Genomic DNA, 20,125 nt, shown 5'->3' on the forward strand with positions numbered 1-20,125 from the left:
GTAGAAATTCTGATGGAAAATAGTTCCGGAATTAAATTGGAGAAAGCGCCTGTCGTTTCAAATCCCAAAGGGCGCCGGTTCCGCAGTCTGAGATGGAAAATCTCACTGAGCAGCAGCATGATTCTGCTGGCGGTGGTGATGCTATTTTGTTTCGTCAGTTACCTGGGCTTAATGGCCAATTTTGATAATCAGCGGGAAGTCGAATACCATCGCTACTCCAGGGAAGTCAATAGTTTAATCAAGAACACCTCGCAGAATTTATACCAGCTGGCTGAAATGATTCCGTTTCTGGACGGTATGAAGAAAGCTTTGCTGACCAACGATGGCGAAAGCATCAGCAAAGTTTTTGATCTGCACTGGGCACTATTACAATTCCATAATGGTGTTGAATTCGTTCACTTTTATAATCCGCAGAATCAATTGAACGCCAGTTGGGATAGTCTGGATACTCATATGGATGGCAATATTCTGCTGTCGACCTGGGTCAGTCATGTCAATCAATCGGAAAGACCCATCAATCCGTTACTTTGCCGGGAAAGCTGCATACAGTACATTGTTGCGCCGTTGCTCGTGGAAGGTAAGAAGGTGGGTGTCGTGGTGATGGGAATATCGCTGGCGGATGTATTTCTGGCATTTAAACGCATCGCCGGCGCCGATATCGGCCTGCTGATCAAGGAGCAGAATAGTTTACTGCAGAATGATTTCGATTTTTTGCGCTGGAATATTCATATCTCGGCACTGACCAACAAAGAAAAAAATCTTGAGGTTCTGAAAAAGATCGCCCGGATATACCCGGAAATGACAGCGTTAAATAATGGTGCTCAGATTCGCTGGAACGATCAGTATCTGCAAATAAAATTAATTCCGCTCGACTCGTATGAACCCGATAAAGCGCATCTGATCGTAATGACCGATGTGACCGCCGCGGTGAAGAATATTCATGATTCCATCTGGAAGATTGCACTGATCGGTTTACTGGGGCTAATTTTTGCGGAAATATTGCTGTTTTTGATTTTTACCCGGTTGCTGGCGAAGCTGAAAGATGTCGTGTTTGTCCTGCCGCTTCTAGCCAACGGCCAGTTTGAAAGATTCCGCTTATCGGTGGCCTCGACGGATCGGGTGCAGCGTTTCAGGGATGAGGTCGACACTCTTTCGGAAGCTGCCGTTTCCTTGTCGCTGCAATTGGAAAAACTGGAACAGGAAGTATCTACACGGACAACAATGCTCATCGAGCAAAAAAATGAGCTCGGCAGAGAAAGGGATTTTGTCGAGAACCTGCTGGATACGGCGCAGGCTATCGTGCTGACGCAGAGTTCCGAAGGCCGGATCATGTCGCTCAATGCGTATGGCGAAATGCTGATGCGTTACACCGAAAGTGAACTGCAGGGCAAATCTTTCCTGAACATCCTGATTCCGGAGTATGAATCGCAAGATTTGCTGGCGCGCTTTAAAGAAATTCACAGCGGACAAAGAATGCAGTTGCGGCATGAAGCGATAACCCATTGCAAGGATGGAACGACACGGCATGTGGCCTGGCTGCATTCGCATCTCGGCCGGCAATCCGAGGATGATCCATCCATTTTGTCGGTTGGGTTGGATGTCACCGAGTATAAACGGGTTGAAGGGCACTTAGCTTGGCTGGCGGATCACGATCCGCTGACCAATTTATTCAACCGGCGGCGTTTCAGCGAAGAACTGGAGCAAGTGCTGAGCCGGGCGGAGCGTTACCGCCACCCGGGCGCGTTGTTATTTTTCGATCTGGATCGTTTTAAATATATCAACGATACCAGCGGTCATCAGGCGGGTGATACGCTGTTGAAAATGGTCGCCAGCATGCTGGCTCAGACCATCCGCGCAGACGATATCACCGGCCGTTTGGGCGGTGATGAATTCGCGATTATTTTGCCGGAAATCAATGCCAACGGTGCGATCGAAGTAGCGAAAAAGGTTCTGGATCAACTGGGCCATGCGCAATTGACCATCAACAACCGCACACACAAGATTTCAGCCAGTATCGGCATTGCGTTGTTTCCAGAGCATGGCGCCAATATTCATGACTTGCTGGCCGCTGCGGATCTGGCGATGTATCAGGCCAAGGCAATGGGACGGAATGCCTGGTATCTATTCTCCGATAAGGATCGCAGCCGTGAGCGCATTCATACCTTGGTGTATTGGAAAGAGAAAATCGAGTATTCGCATTTGCATGATAATTTCATGCTGTACTTGCAGCCGATCATGCAGGTGAAAACTAAAGAGATCTCGCACTATGAAGTGTTGCTGCGGATGCAGGATAAAGACGGTTCGGTGCTGTCACCCGGCGAATTTATTCCGGCGGCGGAACATACCGGATTGATTCACGCCATCGATCACATGGTGCTGCGCAAAGCCATCGCACAAGTGGCCAAAATTTACCAAGCCGGATTCAAGGTCAGCTTCTCAATCAACTTATCCGCGCATGCCTTTAATGATCCGGAATTATTACCGATTCTCAAGGAAGAATTGACTTCGCAGGACATGGATCCCGCCTGTGTCATGTTTGAAATCACCGAGACTGCGGCGCTGGAAGACTTACCCGGCGCGCGCGGGTTGATGATAGAAATCAAGGAGCTGGGTTGCGGTTTTGTGTTGGATGATTTCGGGGTCGGTTTTTCATCTTTTTACTATTTACGCGAGTTACCGGTCGATGTCGTCAAGATTGACGGCTCGTTTATCCGCAATTTATCCGAAAGCAGCGACGATTTGATCCTGGTTAATGCGCTATGCAGTGTCGCTCGCGGTTTCGGTAAGAAAATCACGGCGGAATTTGTCGAAAGCGCAGAGATACTGTCACTCATCGAAAAGATGGATATTGATTACGCGCAAGGATACTACATAGGAAAACCGGCGCCGGCCACGGAATTCTTTACCGATCATGAAAGTGATTCGTTTTAATGCGGTTTGTTTCCTTGATACGACTGGCTGATGCTGCTGAGCTCCGTTAATCGTGCCGCTACCCGGTAATTGATACTTCCTTCGGGATACCCGCCATTGGCATCCGCTTCTCCCGCCGGTAAACCGGTCAGCAGCGTAATAGCTTGATCGATATTTTCCACCGCGTAGACGTGAAATTGGCCTGCCGTTGCGGCATCGACGACATTCTGGCGTAGCATCAGATGCTGTACATTGGCTGCGGGAATCAATACGCCTTGCGTGCCGGTCAATCCGCGTGCGTTGCAGATGTCAAAGAAACCTTCGATTTTTTCGTTTACTGCGCCAATAGCTTGGACTTGACCCAACTGATTGATCGAGCCGGTCACGGCCAGCGACTGGTTGATCGGCGCATCCGCCAGATTGGAAAGCAACGCGCATAATTCCGCCAGTGATGCGCTATCGCCATCGATCATGCCGTACGACTGCTCAAACGCCAGGCTGGCGGACAGCGCCAACGGTTGATTCTTGGCGTAACGCGCGGCCAGAAACGAAGAAAGAATGAACACGCCTTTGGAGTGAGTGGCCCCGGAAAGCTTGACCTCACGCTCAATATTGATCAAATCCCCTTTGCCCAAGCGGCTGGTGGCGGTAATCCGGGTGGGTTGCGCAAAGGCGAAACCACCGAGTTCGATAACCGCAAGACCGTTGACCTGTCCGGTTACCGCACCTTGCGTGCCGATCATCAGGATGTCGCGCTGAATCGCCTCGTATAGCCGGTCTCTGATGCGATCTTGACGGCGGATCTGCGCGTCGATCGCCTGCTGTACATCGCTGGCCAGCACGGTGTCATGATTGGCTGCGCGCGCCCAGTAATCGGATTCGCGCAGTAAATCCGCGATGCTGCGCATGTGCATGGACAGTTTCTCCGCATTACCCGCTTGGCGTGCGCTGTATTCGATCACCCGGGCAACTGCGAAGCGGTCGTAAGGCAGCAATCCTTCCTTGCGCGCCACAGTGGCGATCAATTGCGCATAGAGAAAATGACTCTCGGCGGTCCGTCCGATGGTTTCCTCGAAATCCGCGGCGACTTTGAATAGCTCGCTGAACTCCGGGTCGTATTGTTGCAACAGGTAATAAAATAACCGGTCGCCGAATAAGATCACTTTGACATCCAGCGGAACCGGCTCCGGTTCGAGCGATACGGTGCTGACCAGGCTGTAAATCTGACCGAGTGATTCAATATCAATCTTGCGGGCTTGCAGTGCGCGTTTCAAACCCTCCCAGGCAAACGGCTGCATCAGCACTTTGCGGATATCCAGCAGCAAGTAGCCGCCATTGGCCTGATGCAACGCACCGGGTTTGATCAAGGTGAAATGAGTGACCAGCGCGCCAAACTGAGCAATATGTTCCACCCGTCCTACCAGATTGCTGTAGGTCGGATTATCTTCATAGACGATGGGTGCTCCCGGTTTCTGATGATTCGAGCTCAGCACATTCACCTGATAATTGTTGAATGTTTGATGAGTGACGACGGTCATGCCGGAAATATTAACGGATTCATCCGGTTTGCGGAAATCATCAACATGCAGCAACATGTCTTGCTGTAAAGCATCGAAGAAATCGAGCACGGCGGGTAAACCGGCATAGATTTCGCGCAATTCGTTGAGCATATGCGCAATGCTGGATAGCATGATATCGTGATTCAACTGTTTGATACGTTCACTGCGCTCGCGGCGGCGTTGCGGCAAGCGGGCCAAAATTTTTTCCAGATGCGCTTGCAATTCTGCAACATCGGTCTCGATCTGATCTTTTCTTTCCTGAGGCAGCTTATCGTATTCATCCGGCGGAATGGCTTCGCGATTGCGGCTTGGTGCCAGCGCAAATCCTTCTGGCGTGCGCAGCAGGATAATCTCTTTTTTCTCGGCTTCCGCTTCTAATTCCGCGATATCGCGTTCCTGCCGTTCATTGTATTCTTGCTGTATCGCACTGATTTTGCTCCGGTACTCCTCGCTTTCAAACTGCACGGGGATGGCGCTGCGCAAATAATCGACCAGCCGTGCCATGTGCGCACGCAATGCTTCCCCTTTGCCAGGTGGTAATTTAAGCGCTTTCGGTTTGTGTGGTTGAGTGAAGTTATTGAGATAGCACCAATCCGGCGGTTCCGCTTCTTCACTGGTCTTGCTTTCGAGATATTGCTGCACTAGGGTGTGCCGGCCCATCCCGGGCGAGCCCAAGACAAAAAGATTGTAACCTTCCCGGCGAATGTCCGAACCGAAACGCACCGCATCCATGGCGCGCGCTTGGCCGATGAACTCTGTTAAGTCCGGTACATCCGCCGTGGTCTGAAACGTGAATTGACCGGGATCGCAGGCATGACGTAGCCGTTGCGGTTGCAGAGGAATATTAGCGGTCATTATTTTTCTTCAGTAGGTTAGGGGATAATGGGTTGCCTGGTTGACACTTTTATGAGTAAAGTAGCAACCGGATCTTCCATACGATAACCGTATTGTAATGGATGAAAGCGCTTAGCCAATACGGATCGTTAGTTATTCACTTTTTCACAAGATATCAAATTTGTCATTGCATTGTGTGCATGGTGCGGACACGGCAATCGAACCGGAGAATGGGCAAACTTCATTCGGTACCGTGCCTTGAGAGAATTGCGGTTTTTGTGGCAAAAACCCTAGTGATCCCGGAGCGTCATGTTGAATACTGAGCCAGTACTTATCCTGTTGTTTAATTTTTTGCTTGCAAAGAGAGGAGAGAAAGAATGATAACGCTAAGAAAAAGTATGGTATTTCAAGTTTTTCTAATTGTTCTGACCATCGGTCATGCCCACCCCGTATGGGCGGATAAAGTATCCGGTGTTTTTACCGCGCAGCAAGCTTGTCCGGCGTATGTGTCAAAGAACAAATCGACCAATCCGGATAATAAGCAGATTCTTGCGGGCAGTCAGTACGATATTATCGAAGTGATTAAACCCAGCCAGCCGAGCTGGTACCGGGTGGTTCTGCCCAATGCAGACCCCAAAGAACGCTGGGTAAGTGCCGAATGCGGTCAAGCTCAGATTACCGGCGGCGGAACGGGGGGGGGCGGAAATTCCGGTGGTAGTTGCAACACAGCCGGTCAGGCGGACAGTTATGTGCTGGCGCTGACGTGGCAGCCCGCTTTCTGTGAAACCAAGCCGGACAAAGCGGAATGTAAGATTACCGATCCCAAGGTTTATCAAGCCAGGCATTTTTCATTGCACGGTTTATGGCCAAACAAAAAAAGCTGCGGTATACAGTACGGTTTTTGCGGCGATGTCAAAGGACAGAAGAGCAATTTCTGCGATTACCCAGCAGTTCAATTGGACGCCGATTCCACGGCATCATTAGCCGAAGTGATGCCCAGTGTGACATCAGGTTCCTGTCTTGAACGGCACGAATGGTTCAAGCATGGCACTTGCCAGGCGAGCTGGTCAATGGGAGGCTATTTTGATCTGGCAGCCGATTTGACGCGCCAGTTTAACGATGCCGGGGCGGCTTACTTCATGAATCGCCGGATCGGTCAGCAGGTTCGCACGGAAGATTTCCTCGGTCGCGTGGTTGCGGTGCTTGGCCCCGCCGTTAAAGACCGCATCAAGTTGACTTGCAATCAAGGCATGCTGGTCGAAGTGCAGCTGAATTTGTCAGCTGACTTGAAACCAGGCGCCGATCTGGAGAAACTGCTGGAGAATGCGCCGCTGCAAGGTAAATCCAATTGCGGCGATACTTTCCTGGTTGATGCTATCGGGCAGTAGTCAGCGCATCAATGAAACGTTAAGCCAGTTGATTACGTTCCCGGAGGTGGTGCGGGAACGTAATCCGCAAACTGTTGCGTGTTTATTCAATTACAACGCCTGAAACACCACATCACTGACTGAAAGCGCCGTCGACTGCTGCAGCACGCCGACAAACGTGATGCTGGCAATGTCGCTGACAAAGTGCACCACGATATCATCGCCTTGCGCATCGATGCTGGTGATATACGGTGATAGTTGCGCATAGTCCGCAACCCCCAATCCGGTATCGAATGCCACTTTATCCACGCCCGGAACGAAATCCTGAAAAGTATAGAAACCGATACTGGATAGCCCGAAGATATCGGAACCTTCACCACCGGCCATGCTGTCGCTGCCTAATCGTCCGATTAGCGTGTCGTTGCCGCTGTTTCCAATCAACGTATTATTGGCCCTATTTCCCACTAGCTTATCGTTACCGGAGCCGCCGATGGCATTTTCGATCACTGAATTTAATCCCAGTGACAAATTATCAACCGCAGCAGGACCTGCCGGGATAAGACCGACCGAGCTGAGCGTGCCGGGTGCGGCAGCATTGAGATTGAGCGTGACGGCTGTCGTCAAACCGGATGCGTCGAGCGTGTCGGCGCCGCCGTCATCGTAGATGGTTTGCACAATATGACCGCTGTCTGCCGTGAACGTGTAGGTGTCATCGCCGGTATTGACCGGTTTGGCATTATAAAGATAAGCCAACGCTGCATAATCATAGGGTGCGAGATTGATCCGCTCGAGACCTTGGCTTTGCTGGGTGTAAGACATGATGCTGAATAGTTCCGAATCCTCCACGCCAGTCAAGAACGGTCCGTCATTGGGATTCGATGATCCCGGGTCTGCCGCGTTGTAATCGCCAGGATGCTTCAATCCAAGGGTGTGTCCGATTTCATGGATCAAGGTCGAATAGGCATTGGTACCCTTTACCACGTGGGTTGTTTGCGAAACTGCGGCTACATTGTTGATGTATAGATCACCCGCGGTATCGCCGGTAAATTTTTCCGGATAATAGGCATAACCGGCTGTGGCAGCTTGGGAATTATTGCCGAAACGAAGCTGGCCGTACGTTGACGCGGAATCAGACACCTCGGTGAATGTGATATTGAATTGCGACGACAGCGTAGCCAGGATTTCCCGCACGGCAGTTTGCTGATCGCTGGTCATTACGCTGAAACCGTTGCCATCCTGAGCCGGATCCGCATATACGGGTAACGCCGACATGAAGCTGTACGTCAACGCCACGGTTCCACTTGGTCCTGCATCCCAGCGGATGTCACTGCCCGCCAGCACAGCGTCAATACGATAATCGTCCGTAATACTCGGCATACTTTTCTCCTTGCAAAATGTACAGATAGGCAATTAATTCTTGGTTTGCGGATTATAAAGCGATGAAAAACAGAGCAATCGCAATAACATCATAACTTTCTTGTTCTAATTTGAAGCTTGAATACAGAACTCAGCAACTACTTGAGCTAGCTATGCTAGCTGATCAGTTTCTTAAACACGCATGCCATTGATGAAAAAAGTTTTATCCCCATGGACCTACTCCCATGTCGATTCCTCGATCAAACAATTTTTTATCGAGTTTCTCGATCCGTTTATCCATTGCACGCTTAAGTCTTGCACGATTAAGATTGAAATGACTTATCTTAAGCTTAAAGAAATCACTGGAATCATTTGCCGCTTTGATATCCTGTTCTATCCATATCCAAGCACGAGGATCTGCTGATTTGAGGAAAAGTATCCAAGCAGCATAGGCCTCTTCAGGCTTGTTTGCCTTCAAATAGGTTTTCCACCAATGATGCGCGCAAGCCTCGATCCAACGGAAACGAGCAGCTCTCTTTTCTAAAGATTCGTGGCTGGTCTTAATTTCACCCTCCGGCCAAGCATCTGGAATAGGAAGAATGTTGTTTGCTGTGAATCCTGAGAGAACGCCGCCGCGTTTTCGTTTCCAAGCAAACGGAGATTTTCGGTCTGATTCAATCATCTCATTTAACCAAGCTGATTTACCATTGTACGAAGCGGCAATCGCCAGATTTAGCAAATCTTGATCGGTGTTACAGTAATCAAGTTCGAGCAACTCCGTACGCAATGCGATGACTTGGGGAGAGTCGGGGACACGAAAGATCATGTGCAAAGAATCCTCGATACCCGCTTTGCCAAGATAACGTGTGGACATCGTTGTGCGGAGAGAGCGCCACAAATTCACGCCTTGTGGGGGATCGTAAGAAAGAAGCGCTTCACACAGTGCAAGATAAGTGCCTTCTGCCAAGTGAACGCGGCGTCTGAAATCCGGTGTAAGTTCCTGATAGCCTTCAAGCCAACGCTCAACCAGATTCGAGGCATATCGCAAAGCTGGTATGAAGTCAGCTGCATCTGGAATTGTGAGATATAAATCTGCACCAGATGTTCTGGCTTCATTGATACGTGAAGCGGCTGTTTCGGCGGCGAGCCGGTGTGCTTTTATCCATGCATCATCATCCATGGCTGCTCCGAATATAGCAGATGGATCACTGGCATCAGTTTGACTTTGATGTGGTGTAACAGAAAATGAAAAAGGAGAAATTTTCGCGGCATTCCGGTCGAACGATAAAATTGATCCTGGATCAGGTTCACCGAGTTTTTCTGCTAAAAGTATATGCCCTATGATTTCAGCGGCAAGCCGTGTTTCTTTGGGATCAGCACCACGTAAGCTTACAGCTTCCAATAATCGCCATGGCGCCAATCGTGGCGCTATTTGATCAAAAGGAAGCGCTTGTGTTGCTTCGATAAGCGCGCCAGTGCCGTAGTGATTAATCCAGAAATGTTTGTTTGCGCTCCAATGCCAATTCTCGTCCATCAGCATCTTTCCAAAGCGAGTCGCATTGGAAAGAGCAAGAGTTTTGAAAGCAACATGACAAAATTCAGGATCGTTTTTTTGTTTAGATGACTCATTAGCATAGTGAGTAATTAATGCATCGATGTCTTCTGAACTGGGCGGTTGTAAAACTTGACCGATATCATCAATAATGAATTCTAGGTTCGCACTAATTAGTGCATCAAATTGAGCTTCTACATCAAGTTTGAGTATTTCCACCATTAAAAGCTGGTTGGCAACAAAATATTCATTTTTACCATCGGGAGCAGTACCACTTAATCGCAAAGTTTTTGCTGCCTCAGCTTCACTTTCATCTGCCAAAAGCAAATGATCGGTCACATGGATTGCGCTCCAATAGCGAGATTCTGCAGGACATGAAGCGATGCTTTGAATTTTGCGGCGCATCATATCAGCTAATAAATTAGGCGTGCATCGAGCAAAAGAATGTTCTAATTGCTCAAAATCGTCATCCTCAGTGGTATATGAGCAGTGTCTATCGAGTTTGTCGACTTCAATACAGTTTGCGTGCTTGCAAATTTCAGTGACAAATGAATCTGGAGGTTGAAAGAACGGATCAAACCAGAACTCTTTGGTTCTCTGCGCACGCCAGGATAAAGAAGATTCGGTATCCATTAGCGCAAGATTGGCATGCCGTCTTTCAAGCGCGAAAAAAAGCTATGACTCGGGTTTGGTAGGTAATCTTTTTCATAGGTATATCCGTGATCAATGTGCGGATTCAATTCTGTGGCAACTGCTTCGTCCGACTCCTGGCCTGTGAGCCAAAGGAGAAGTGCGGCGATACGATCAGGGATGTCTGGATTTATACCCGACTCAGGTTGCCGATGCCGGATTCTTTCTGCGTGTTCACGTAAAGCCAAGGATGTTTCATTTGGATCGATTTTGTTCAATAAGCAGAGCCATTTGAGAGCATCCCAGCCTTCGCAACGATTTCGAATTGATAGTGTAATTGCTGCTGCTTCAAAAATGGGTAGCGCATCAGCAAGCGGGAATCCTTCTATAATCGAAGGTGCAGCTAGCTGTAGTGTGCCGTCGCATTGATCAACGAGTACAAGTTTAACGCTCGCAACCGTAATTTCTTTCGATTGATCCATACCAATCCGGTGTATGAAACCTTCAGAACGGTTCTTTTCGTAACCTGCACTCTGATGGGGATAAATATCTCGTGAAATAACCTTGAACCACTCCGTAACCCTATCGAATATCGCCGCAGCAGCATGATGATCTTCTCTCGGTATGGCTTTTAATGCGTTAACGGCCCAATGACGCGCAGATGCCTGCGCATCATTGTCAGAGTGCTCTACGCAGCAAGTAACGCATCAATGAGATTGGGCGCAAGTGCGGCCAGCTCCAAGCGATGATCGTCGGTTATATTTTGAGTCTGCAACCAAGCAGTGACAAGCACTTCGGCTTGAATTAGAGGTTTAGAATCTTGCTTTAACAGAATAGAAACAGCCGCTCGCAGGATTTCCGAACGCTCGTCCAATCCTGCAATGGGGTCAAGCCATTGCGTGAGCGCGGTATGAAGTGACGTAAAACTTGCATCTAAAATAGAATCAAGGTGGGTTAGCAGTGCAACACCAAGAGCATGTTCGATAACTGTCGAGGTGAAATGCAAATTACCTGATGGGTCAGGTTCCGCAAACCGGCCATCGATGATGTCGCTGAGGCGTACATAATTCTCCGATTCATTCAAATAAGGGAGACTTACTGATTCACTGAGAGATTGGGGCGTGTACTTCTGGGTGCCATCGCGGTATTTTTGCGCAATTGCTTGTAACCAAGCTTGCCATTCTGCTTCGCTAAAAGACTTTCCAGCGCGGACACCCAAGGTATCTCGGCCATATTCCCAAAGTAATCTGTGAACAGTGATTTGGCCTGCTTCGATCAATCTATCGCGGAATCGGACTACAAGTGCGAATAAGCGAGGCGTGCGGGCTAGCTCAATTAGATCTGGGTGCAAATCGGCTTGAGTTAAACCCTCGAATACAAGCATTTGGTCAAGTTCACCTCCGGGGTTCGTATCGTAATTATCGACTTGAATAGATTTTGCAGCGGAACTTAGAACGCGAAGACTTCCTAGTTTGTTTTCGAAGTGATGTTTCCGCGTACTGATGATCGCTCGTATTTTTGATGAAAAGAATTCACTTTGCAGGATCTTGAGTAGATGAAGCCATTGAATAGAAGGTTCTTGATTTAAACCATCAAAGAAAATGGTGAAAACAGGGCCTTCCTCCTTTGGTCGCATAAACAGGTAATCAAGCCGCCGCAACCAATGGGCAGTATCTCTAACGCCACTAAGCTCATATAGCTGATTAGCTAGGAATTGCTTTACAGTCGTTTCGGAAATACTGGAAAGAGTGGCTGCGGAGGAGGACGGGACAACCAGGATGATTGGCTGCTCGTCGATTGTCTCGATTAGCCAATCAAGTGTTACCCAAGTTTTTCCGACGCCATCCCAGCCAATAACTGCCGCAGGAGAGTCTATGCTTGCCGGTGCAAGCCACCAATCATTGAGAGCTTGATGGATTGCATTGCGCCTAATTCGCTTTGTGTGAGCTCCACCGGCTGCGTCTTGCCCAAGGCTGGCATTTGATTCTCTGGGTGAATTCCAGATTTTTCTCAGTTTTTCGTGAGAACGGTTTTGCAAGGCCTTGAAACCTAAACACCAGGATTGTAGATCGCGCCGTAACATTTCGATCGTGTTGACTGAGACTGTCTGAAGTGCACCCGCCAATTCTCCAGCTTTCTTCGAAAATTCGGTTGTTACGAGATCAGGTGCAAAAGCACATAATGCTGCAAGCGGCGCTAGTTTGTGATCTTCCCAATCAATGATTACTACCGGCACTCCTTCTCTCTCCTTTTTGTGTAAGTTCTTGCCGGAGTTGTTCAGGAACATTGCGAGTTGCAATAAGAAACCATGCTTCCAATGCAATGTCTCGAGCGAGCGCTTGGTCTAATTCACCCAGTAATTCTCGATCACTAAGGCTAGTGGTGTCGCTGTATTTCTTGCATTCCAACCTAAAACGACGTCCATGCTGACCTGCTGGACCTGCATCTCCACCATGCTGAAAACCTGATTTTGCAACCGCAATCGGTACACCGAGAAGGCGGCCTATCAGAGCTGCTGCTAATTTTTCTAGTTTGGAGTGTTTCGGATCATTCTGCAGTTCTTTCTTTAAATCATTTTGATTTTTCTGATCTATTTCGCTTAATGTCATGAATTCTAGTAAATGCACGAATGTGTCAAGTTTGGGGTCTTATCGATCAGAAAATCACGATGTGCTTCTTGAGTTTCTCATGCTGCTACTTAAGATCGGATTACCACGGCACTTCCTTTCCATCGAACGCATAAAACTTTCCGGAATCTTGCAGTGTGAGATTGCCGATCACGCGGCGCATGCCGGTGACGCTTTGTTCGGCGGTGATCAACGCACCGGGGCCGCCCATGTCGGTTTTGACCCAGCCGGGGTGGAGCAGGATGGCGATGATTTTTTGGGGGATCAAGTCGATTGACAGGCTTTTCATCACGATGTTGACACCTGCTTTGCTGGAGCGGTAGATATAGCTTCCGCCGCCGCGGTTGTCGGCGATACTGCCCATTTTGCTGGTGATGGTGACGATGGTTTTGAGTTCGCTACGCGCGATCCGCTGGATAAAGACTTCGGTTATTTTCAACGGCGCCATGGTGTTGACTGCGAAAGCATGCTGCCAAGCAGCATAGTCGGTTTTGCCCAGAGCATCACCGCGCGCGAGGGGATAGACGCCGGCATTATTGATGAGCAGATCAATCGGCTGCTCGGATAATGTTTGTGCCAATTGATCAATCTGCGCGTGATCGGTGACATCCAGCGCATGCACGGTGATTTGATCTGGGTATTGCGCGGCGAGATGATTGAGTGCTTCGGCGGCTGCCGGTTTGCGGCAGCAAGCAACAACCCGCCAACCATCTGCGACATATTGCCGCACAAACTCTAGTCCGATACCCCGGTTAGCACCGGTAATCAACATTGTTCTCATTGTTCTCTCGCGTATTTATTGCAGGAAGCCGATTGCTGAAATGTGTCGGTTGAATGTAACAGAATTAATGTTAATCATGATCTTATCAATCTCCAATTGTATTAAGCGGGTTCCAATTCATAATAGCACTTTCCCGGATGGTTAATGGAACGTGATCAATGACATGAAAAACATTGTGCTATGTAGGTGATTATTAAGACTACATATTCACTTGACGAAGATAGTATGTCTGACTACCATAAAGAAAGCAGCATGGATTATTGCTGTTCTTTTGTCTTTCTTTAACTATTTTAAGGGCTTATTATGTTACAGTTTAAAAAGACGTTATTAGGTGGTATTGCACCATTACTGTTATCTATTGCACTGGCAAGTCCGGTGATTGCTTCCGATGCGCATCATCATGCACACGGAAAAGACCATAATTTCGGCGCCTTTAATAAAGATAATGTATTGCTGACGCCTAGAGGGTACCGTGAGTGGGTGTTTGTTGGCGCACCGGTTACACCGAACGAGCTGAACGATGGTAAAGCCGCATTTCCTGAATTTCACAACGTATACATCGATCCAACCAGCTGGAACCATTGGAAAAAAACCGGTGAATTCCGTGATGGAACGGTTATTGTTAAAGAATTGGTGAGTGTAGGTTCTAAATCAGCACCGAGCGGAAATGGTTACTTCGCGGGAGAATTCAATGGAATCGCTGCGATGGTGAAAGATTCCAAACGTTTCCCGAACAGACCAGGTAACTGGGCATTCTTCGGTTTCGAATCTTATGAAGCCAAAGAAGGCGCAATACAGGCTGATGAAGCTTGCGCAGCTTGCCATAAAGATAATGCCGCGCAAGACATGGTATTTACTCAATACTACCCCGTATTACGCGCAGCTAAGCCTAAAAAATAATTAAGCTGATGGCGAAATTAGCCATCATTGGTTTTTGAACGAAGCAATTTGATTCGTGATGAACATGGATCAAATTGCTTTTTTTATTTGAATATCGATATTGGTTGTATTTTCAGAAGTTGTTTTTCCATTCTCGCAATACCGAGAAAACGCTGAGTGGATCCGAGAGCGGTATTGCAGCATGTTGCTGCGCGCTTTCGATGAGTGCTTGCTGATCGCAGCGCAGGAAAGGATTCACGGCTTTTTCAAGAAATAATGGGGAAGGAAGCGTCGGGATATTTTGCTGCCGCAGTTGTTGCGCGGTGATTTCCAGTTCGATGAGTTTCCGGTTTTTCGGATCAACCGCTCTGGCAAAGCGGATATTGCTCAGCGTATATTCATGGGTGCAATAAATATTGGTATCTTCGGGTAACCGAGCGAGCTTTTGCAAGGATTGGTACATTTGCTGCGCGTTCCCTTCAAATATCCGCCCGCAGCCGCAAGAGAAGAGCGTATCGCCACAAAATACCAAGGCAAATGGATCGGTTCCATAATAAGCAATATGGCCGCGGGTATGCCCGGGAATATCCATGACGGTAAGACGTAGCGGCAGTTGCGGCACATCGATCTGATCGTTTTCCCGGACCGGGTGCGTAACTTCTGCGATGGTTTCATTGCAGGGTCCGTATACCGGCACAGCGGATAATCGCCGCAGCTCGGCAATACCTCCGGTATGATCGCTATGATGATGGGTGATAAGAATCGCGCATAATTGCAATTTTTCCGTTTGCAAATAATCTATAACGGGAAACGCTATACCCGGATCGATTACCACGGCATAATCCCGATTGTGAATGACCCAGATATAATTGTCTCTAAATGCAGGTACCGGCTGAATGTTCAACATGAAATTTCCCTGTCTTACGAATGGTGAAGCTGATGCTTTTGATCGGATGAGTTCAATCGTATAAATTTAAGCAGAATTATTGATCATGACTGTGCAAAATGTTCAACAATGGTTCGAATCCTCGCTTGGTCAATATCTGATCGAACATGAGCAGTGTTACTTTGATCAGGTTGTAGCGAATATTTTTGGCTACAATGCCGTGCAAATCGGCTGGCCGCAATTTAATTTTCTGCGCTTGAATAGAATGCCTTTTCATTTTTCCGTGGGACTCGAGGCTGGAGCATCCTTACGTGCCGCGCCGGGTTTTCTGCCGATTCAGAGCAACAGTGTCGATCTTGTCATTCTGCCACATACGCTTGAGTTTAATGTCAATCCGCATCAAATTTTACGTGAAGTACATCGAATTCTGATACCGGAAGGTCATGTCGTGATATCCGGCTTTAATCCGTTCAGTTTGTGGGGAGTGTGCCATTACTTGCGGTCGACCCGGCGGGAATTTCCCTGGAACGGTCAGTTTATTGCGTTATCACGGCTTAAAGATTGGTTGAAGTTACTGGATTTTGAAATGGCTGGTGGCCGGTTATGCTGCTATACACCGCCTTTTAAGCAAGAAAAGTGGCGTAAGCGGTTCAGTTTTATGGAAGCGGCAGGGGATCGCTGGTGGCCGATTTCCGGGGGAGTGTATTTTTTGCATGCGATTAAGCATATGCACGGTATGCGGATTATCAAGCCGGATTGGAAGGATTGTCTCAATGCCCGGAAAAAAATGGTGCCGGTCGCGCAAAGAGTAAACGAAGCTTCGCTTGAGGAGAAGTCAGCGGAAAAGCTCAATCAGACTGACGAGTCGCGCAGATAATGAGTACAGCGGATGCTAAAGTGGTTGAGATCTATACGGACGGCGCTTGCAAAGGAAACCCGGGCGTTGGGGGGTGGGGTGCTTTGCTGCGCTATGCCGGTCATGAGCGTGAGATTTTCGGTGGAGAGCAATTAACCACGAATAACCGCATGGAATTACTCGCAGCCATACGCGCTTTGGAATCACTCAAGCGTCCATGCAAAGTGCATCTTCATACCGATTCGCAATACGTTCAGCGGGGCATCAGCGAATGGCTCGATTCGTGGAAAGCTCGGAATTGGCGAACCGCGAACAAAAAGCCCGTAAAGAATGAGGATTTATGGAGACAGCTGGATGAGTTAGCGCAGCACCATGAGATTGAATGGTGTTGGGTGCGTGGGCATTCTGGGCATGTGGAGAATGAGCGCGCCGATCAACTGGCAAATCGTGGCGTGGAAATGATAACTTCTCGATAAGTAGAATAAATTCTAGGATCTGATATGCGTCAAATTGTACTGGATACCGAAACGACCGGCTTGGAGCATAAGCTCGGTCATCGTCTTGTTGAAATAGCGGCGGTGGAGTTATGGAACAGGCAACTCACGGGTAACCACTTTCACTATTATCTTAATCCGGATCGAGCAAGTGATGAAGGAGCGTTGCAAGTGCATGGATTAACAACGGAATTCCTTCAGGATAAACCGAGATTCCATGATATTTCCAAGGAATTCCTGAATTTTATCAACGACGCTGAACTGATTATCCATAACGCACCGTTCGACGTAGGATTTCTCAATCATGAATTGAGTTTGATCAATTTAAAAACACTGGATAAGTATTGCGCTGCGATAACGGATACTTTAAAACTCGCGAAGGAGTTTCATCCGGGTAAACGTAATAACCTTGATGCGCTATGCGAGCGGTACAGTATTGATAATTCAAAGCGCACGCTGCACGGGGCATTATTGGATGCGGAGCTATTGGCCGAAGTTTATCTGGCCATGACGCGCGGTCAGGAAAGTTTACTGATCGACCTGGAATATACCGAGACCATTCAACACGCCGTTGGGAATTTGGATAGTTTGAATTTGAAAATTATCGAGGCAACGGCTGAGGAATTGGCGCAGCATGCGATGGTATTAGAAAAAATCGCGCACGAGAGCAACAATAAATGTCTGTGGAGAAAGCTCGAGAGCGCAAATGCCAGTGATACGGAATCAATCGGGACGAGGCATTAAATTTGATAGCTAACCTGCGGGGTTTTGTCAAAACGTTCTATTAGAGAACAGTAGAGTTTTGCCGGTGATGCCGGACAAAACTCTAGTGAAATAAGTAGAGCCAGAGAGGGTGAGAATTGCAGTGAATGACGAGGCGAACCTGCAACTAGAATCCAAGACTGGCGAGTAGATCATCAACCTGATCTTGATTGCATACCACATCATTGCGTTTTTCGGGATTCGTGACAGGACCGTTCAGGAGTCCTTCATCAGCAACAATAATATTTTTCTTGGCTGGAACGTTTGCAAGTAGTAGATCTATCAGATCTTTCTCCAAACTTTGCACCATGTTTGTAACTTTCTTGATCACTTGACCGGTAAGATCCTGAAAGTCTTGTGCCATCATGATTTCCATCAGCTGCGTATTGGTGGCGCTGGCTTGTTCCGGGATTTTATCAAGATATTGCAGCGTATCAATTAGCAATAATTTAAATTTTTCCGTGTCTGGGTTGGTTTGATGAGTTTCGAATGCTTGTTTCCATTGCTCAGATAAATGCATGGCATCAGCGGAAATCTTCTCTTGAATTGGCATGGCAATTTCAGTTGCATTCAGTGTGCGTTCCGCCGCTTGCTCGGTTTTGGTCGCTATATAGGATAATTTATCTTGCGCTTCGGGGACTTCGGATGCAATTGACTGAAGGCGCTTGTCGTACCCAAGTTCACGCAAACTATCGTGTAAGTTTCTGGTTAATTGTCCAATCTGATCAATAACTTTTTTATTAGTAGTCACTGATTCGCTGGCTTCCGTATTTTGAGCCATTTCAACTGGCGGCGTATCAGCTAATTTGATGGATTTCTTGGGTTTGGTGCTGATTGTTTCTTGAGAAGTATCTTCTGTTTTAGCTTTCATAAGACTTTTTGTATTCATTTTGAACTCATCGGTTTGTTATGAAAAGAAATGCTATGCTTTTACAGCTATTTTGGCTTCCATGTTCTGGAATATCTTATTCAATTTTTCTTCCAGTACAGCAGCAGTGAAAGGTTTCACAATATAACCACTTGCTCCCGCTTGGGCTGCAGCAACGATATTTTCTTTTTTCGCTTCAGCGGTGACCATGAGTACAGGGATATTTTTTAATGCTTCATTGGCACGTACATTCTGAAGCATGGTTAACCCATCCATATTGGGCATGTTCCAATCGGATACAATAAAATCAAAATTGCCATCTTGTAGCTTGCGTAAAGCTACCGCGCCATCTTCAGCCTCATCGACATTGACAAATCCTAGTTCTTTTAAAAGATTGCGAACGATTCTACGCATGGTAGAAAAATCATCCACTACTAAGAATTTTAAATTTTTGTCAGGCATTCTCTTCTCCGTAAATAACAATATTTTATGTACTACCAGAATTGCTTTGATTTTTAACCAGCTCATCAGCTCTTGCTGCATGATTTTCACTTCGCCGTTGTTTTTACGACAGTCAAGCATGAAAGTTTAGAATAAATCTCAAAATTCCTATGAGCGGTGCAAAATGTAACGTTAAGCTTGCTTTGAAGCTGCTGAGACGTACAAGGTTGATAGTATTACGGGAGATTGATGGAAGATATTGAGTGAGAGGAAGTAAGCTTCGCTGGGATAATCGGATTACACGGAATCTAGCGGCAGTAGTCGTTTTCTTTGAACCATTTGACCGCATCCCTAAGCGCTTCAACAGCAGGGCGGTGTTGATAGCCCAATTCCCGGTTAGCTTTTGCGCTGGAGAAAAACATTAATTTCTTGGCCATGTGAATGCTGTCGAGTGTTGCACGCGGTTCCGTGCGTGTGAAGAGCGCCATTTTTTCCATACACCAAGCCATCGGCAGCATGACATTGATGGGTATGTTGACGCGCTTTCTGCGTGTTCCGTTGATTTCGTCAATAAGTTGCAGGATTTGCAGCAGCAACATGTTATCACCGCCCAGAATATAGCGTTCTCCAGCCTTTCCGCGCTGAAATGCCAGTAAATGGCCTTGCGCGATGTCGTCGACATGCGCAATATTCAGACCGGTATTGACGTACGCCGGCATGCGTCCCATCAAGGTATCGAGCACGATGCGTCCGGTCGGTGTGGGGCGAACGTCTCCAGGCCCGATCGGCGTGGAAGGATTAACGATGATTAATGGTAAGTGGTATTCATCAACGAGTTGTTGTACCAATTTTTCAGCTTGGTATTTGGAACGCTTATAGTGACCTTTAATGCCCGCAAAATCAGCGGGTGTTTCCTCGGTGGCGGGTGAGCCATCGGCCTTTAACCCGAGTGTTGCGACACTGCTGGTATAAACAATGCGTTGAATGCCTTCGTCATGGGCAGCTAAAATCAGCGCACGCGTACCGGTCACGTTAATTTCATGCATGGTTGCGGGATCCGGAACCCACAGCCGATAGTCGGCGGCAACATGAAACAGATTGTCGCAACCCCGGACAGCGCGTTTGAGCGATGCATGATCGCGCAAATCACCTTCGGCAATTTCAACAGCGAAATTTTTCAAATTTCTCCGGTCGCTATCGGGTCTTGCCAAAACACGCACCTCATGCCCGGCCGCAAGCAGGCACCGCATCACCGCGGAACCAAGAAATCCTGTTGCGCCTGTTACCAATGATTTCATGGTTCTGTGAAAGCAAGCCCGTATT

17 protein-coding genes are annotated in these 20,125 nt (G+C 47.8%); 6 read left to right on the forward strand and 11 right to left on the reverse strand.

Going from position 1 to position 20,125, the window contains the following annotated elements; genetic code table 11:
* Positions 1-12: 12 nt before the first annotated feature.
* The gene (locus DU481_RS05110; RefSeq protein WP_350133159.1) at positions 13-2,931 is read left to right on the forward strand and encodes a bifunctional diguanylate cyclase/phosphodiesterase; all 2,919 of its coding nucleotides are present in this window, start codon (positions 13-15) and stop codon (positions 2,929-2,931) included.
* Here DU481_RS05110 and DU481_RS05115 read toward each other — a convergent pair.
* Positions 2,928-5,324, reverse strand: coding sequence for a Lon protease family protein (locus DU481_RS05115; RefSeq protein ID WP_350133161.1), 2,397 nt, complete (start codon positions 5,322-5,324; stop codon positions 2,928-2,930). The genes DU481_RS05110 and DU481_RS05115 overlap by 4 nt on opposite strands.
* 356 nt (positions 5,325-5,680) lie before the next feature.
* On the opposite strand from DU481_RS05115, the gene DU481_RS05120 reads away from it, so the two are divergent.
* Positions 5,681-6,691, forward strand: coding sequence for a ribonuclease T2 family protein (locus tag DU481_RS05120; RefSeq protein WP_350133162.1), 1,011 nt, complete (start codon positions 5,681-5,683; stop codon positions 6,689-6,691).
* A gap of 90 nt (positions 6,692-6,781) precedes the next feature.
* Here DU481_RS05120 and DU481_RS05125 read toward each other — a convergent pair whose 3' ends face one another.
* The 6 genes from DU481_RS05125 to DU481_RS05150 form a co-directional block, all read right to left on the reverse strand.
* Positions 6,782-8,047 carry a M10 family metallopeptidase C-terminal domain-containing protein gene (locus DU481_RS05125; RefSeq protein WP_350133164.1) on the reverse strand — a complete coding sequence of 422 codons (1,266 nt, stop codon included), beginning with the start codon at positions 8,045-8,047 and terminating at the stop codon, positions 6,782-6,784.
* A gap of 202 nt (positions 8,048-8,249) precedes the next feature.
* Positions 8,250-10,211: a hypothetical protein gene (locus DU481_RS05130; RefSeq protein ID WP_350133166.1), complete on the reverse strand. Its 1,962-nt coding sequence runs from the start codon at positions 10,209-10,211 to the stop codon at positions 8,250-8,252.
* Positions 10,211-10,690 carry a hypothetical protein gene (locus tag DU481_RS05135; RefSeq protein ID WP_350133168.1) on the reverse strand — a complete coding sequence of 160 codons (480 nt, stop codon included), beginning with the start codon at positions 10,688-10,690 and terminating at the stop codon, positions 10,211-10,213. The genes DU481_RS05130 and DU481_RS05135 overlap by 1 nt, the downstream gene beginning before the upstream one ends.
* Positions 10,691-10,896: 206 nt before the next feature.
* Complete coding sequence (locus tag DU481_RS05140; RefSeq protein WP_350133170.1) at positions 10,897-12,444, reverse strand: hypothetical protein; 1,548 nt, start codon at positions 12,442-12,444, stop codon at positions 10,897-10,899.
* Entirely contained in the window at positions 12,425-12,817 is a 393-nt protein-coding gene (locus DU481_RS05145; RefSeq protein ID WP_350133172.1) for a hypothetical protein, read from the reverse strand. Before DU481_RS05145 ends, DU481_RS05140 begins: the two co-directional genes overlap by 20 nt.
* Positions 12,818-12,917: 100 nt before the next feature.
* Complete coding sequence (locus DU481_RS05150) at positions 12,918-13,616, reverse strand: SDR family oxidoreductase (RefSeq protein WP_350133174.1); 699 nt, start codon at positions 13,614-13,616, stop codon at positions 12,918-12,920.
* Positions 13,617-13,919: 303 nt separating this feature from the next.
* Here DU481_RS05150 and DU481_RS05155 point away from each other — a divergent pair, with 303 nt between their 5' ends.
* Positions 13,920-14,516 carry a cytochrome P460 family protein gene (locus DU481_RS05155; protein WP_350133176.1) on the forward strand — a complete coding sequence of 199 codons (597 nt, stop codon included), beginning with the start codon at positions 13,920-13,922 and terminating at the stop codon, positions 14,514-14,516.
* A gap of 112 nt (positions 14,517-14,628) precedes the next feature.
* Here DU481_RS05155 and gloB read toward each other — a convergent pair whose 3' ends face one another.
* The gene (gloB, locus tag DU481_RS05160) at positions 14,629-15,402 is read right to left on the reverse strand and encodes a hydroxyacylglutathione hydrolase (RefSeq protein WP_350133178.1); all 774 of its coding nucleotides are present in this window, start codon (positions 15,400-15,402) and stop codon (positions 14,629-14,631) included.
* 85 nt (positions 15,403-15,487) lie between these two features.
* Between gloB and DU481_RS05165 the strand changes: the two genes are divergently transcribed.
* Genes DU481_RS05165 through dnaQ form a run of 3 tightly spaced genes read left to right on the forward strand, consistent with a single transcriptional unit; the run spans position 15,488 to position 17,475 of the window.
* Positions 15,488-16,258 (forward strand): class I SAM-dependent methyltransferase, encoded by a 771-nt coding sequence (locus DU481_RS05165; RefSeq protein ID WP_502889912.1) that lies wholly within the window; start codon positions 15,488-15,490, stop codon positions 16,256-16,258.
* Positions 16,258-16,713, forward strand: coding sequence for a ribonuclease HI (rnhA, locus tag DU481_RS05170; RefSeq protein WP_350133180.1), 456 nt, complete (start codon positions 16,258-16,260; stop codon positions 16,711-16,713). Before DU481_RS05165 ends, rnhA begins: the two co-directional genes overlap by 1 nt.
* Before the next feature lie 24 nt (positions 16,714-16,737).
* Positions 16,738-17,475, forward strand: a complete 738-nt coding sequence (gene dnaQ / locus DU481_RS05175; RefSeq protein WP_350133182.1) for a DNA polymerase III subunit epsilon — start codon at positions 16,738-16,740, stop codon at positions 17,473-17,475.
* A 145-nt stretch (positions 17,476-17,620) separates the two neighbouring features.
* On the opposite strand, the gene cheZ is transcribed toward dnaQ, so the two are convergent.
* From cheZ to hpnA, 3 genes are all read right to left on the reverse strand, one after another.
* Entirely contained in the window at positions 17,621-18,382 is a 762-nt protein-coding gene (cheZ, locus tag DU481_RS05180; protein WP_350133184.1) for a protein phosphatase CheZ, read from the reverse strand.
* A gap of 33 nt (positions 18,383-18,415) precedes the next feature.
* Positions 18,416-18,823, reverse strand: coding sequence for a chemotaxis response regulator CheY (gene cheY / locus DU481_RS05185; protein ID WP_090318938.1), 408 nt, complete (start codon positions 18,821-18,823; stop codon positions 18,416-18,418).
* Positions 18,824-19,110: 287 nt separating this feature from the next.
* Complete coding sequence (gene hpnA, locus DU481_RS05190) at positions 19,111-20,100, reverse strand: hopanoid-associated sugar epimerase (RefSeq protein ID WP_350133186.1); 990 nt, start codon at positions 20,098-20,100, stop codon at positions 19,111-19,113.
* Positions 20,101-20,125: the final 25 nt, after the last annotated feature.

It is taken from the genome of Nitrosomonas sp. (assembly GCF_040240425.1).
GTDB lineage: Bacteria > Pseudomonadota > Gammaproteobacteria > Burkholderiales > Nitrosomonadaceae > Nitrosomonas.